General features: G+C 68.1%; 1 protein-coding gene. It reads left to right on the top strand.

Annotated features, from left to right (window positions below):
* The first annotated feature begins 173 nt into the window (after positions 1-173).
* On the top strand, positions 174-1,019 hold the full coding sequence (locus SM452_RS30360; protein WP_463841222.1) for an IS5 family transposase: 846 nt from the start codon (positions 174-176) through the stop codon (positions 1,017-1,019).
* Positions 1,020-1,041 lie beyond the last annotated feature (22 nt).

Below are 1,041 nucleotides of genomic sequence, written 5' to 3'. Positions count from 1 at the left end.
AGTGAGTGTTTGAGATTTGGGGTGCGGCGGCGTGTCGGGTTGAGGTGAGGGAAGGCCCTCGGTAGGTCCGGTGGTGTCGAGCCAACCGTTTCCATACCGAGGGCCTTCTGATGACGTTGTACCCGATCACTGTCACGCCGTCCGCGTCGCCCCGCCGTTATCCGTCGCAGCGGGTGCGGCGGGAACGGGAACGGGCGGTGCGGCGGCGGTATCCCGGTGATCTGACCGATGCGCAGTGGGCGTTGATCGCGCCGCTGGTCACGCCGGTGTCGGTCGGTCGGCGGGGGCGGCCGCCGTCGCATCCGATGCGGGCGATCGTCACGGCGATCTTGTATGTGGCCTGCACCGGTTGTCCGTGGCGGGCCTTGCCGCGGGAGTTCCCGCCCCCGGGGACGGTGTACTGGTGGTTCGCTCGATGGCGCGATGACCACACGTTGATGCGTCTGCACGACCGACTGCGGGAGCAGTGCCGTACCGCCGCCGGACGGCACGCGCATCCCAGCGCCGGAGCGATCGATTCCCAGTCGGTGCGCGCCGCGGACACCGTGCCCCGACACAGCCGCGGTTTCGACGTGGCGAAGAAGGTCAACGGCCGTAAACGCCACATCGTCGTGGACACCATGGGCCTGCTGCTGGCCGTCATGATCACCGGCGCGCACGTCAACGACCGCACCATCGCCCGTGACCTGCTCTGGCGCACCCGGCTGTTTCACCCCCGCCTGCGCCTGCTCTGGGCAGACGGCGGCTACATCGGCACCCTGAGCACCTGGGCCCGCCACGCCCTCGACCTCACCGTGCACCTGGTCCACAAACTCCCCGGACAACACACCTTCGTCGTGCTGCCCCGCCGCTGGGTCGTCGAACGGACCTTCGCCTGGATCAGCAAGAAACGCCGCTGCGTCCGCGACTACGAACGCCTACCGGCCAGCCACGCCGCCTTCGTTACCTGGGCCATGATCCACGTCATGGTCACCCGCCTGGCCCGACACACGAAACCGGCCCAGGCAACCCACACCTGAGCCGGAATCTCAAACACTCACT

It is taken from the genome of Micromonospora sp. SYSU B005 (assembly GCF_055362685.1).
Note: the sequence above shows the minus strand (reverse complement) of the source record. Positions and strands in the feature narration are given on the sequence as shown.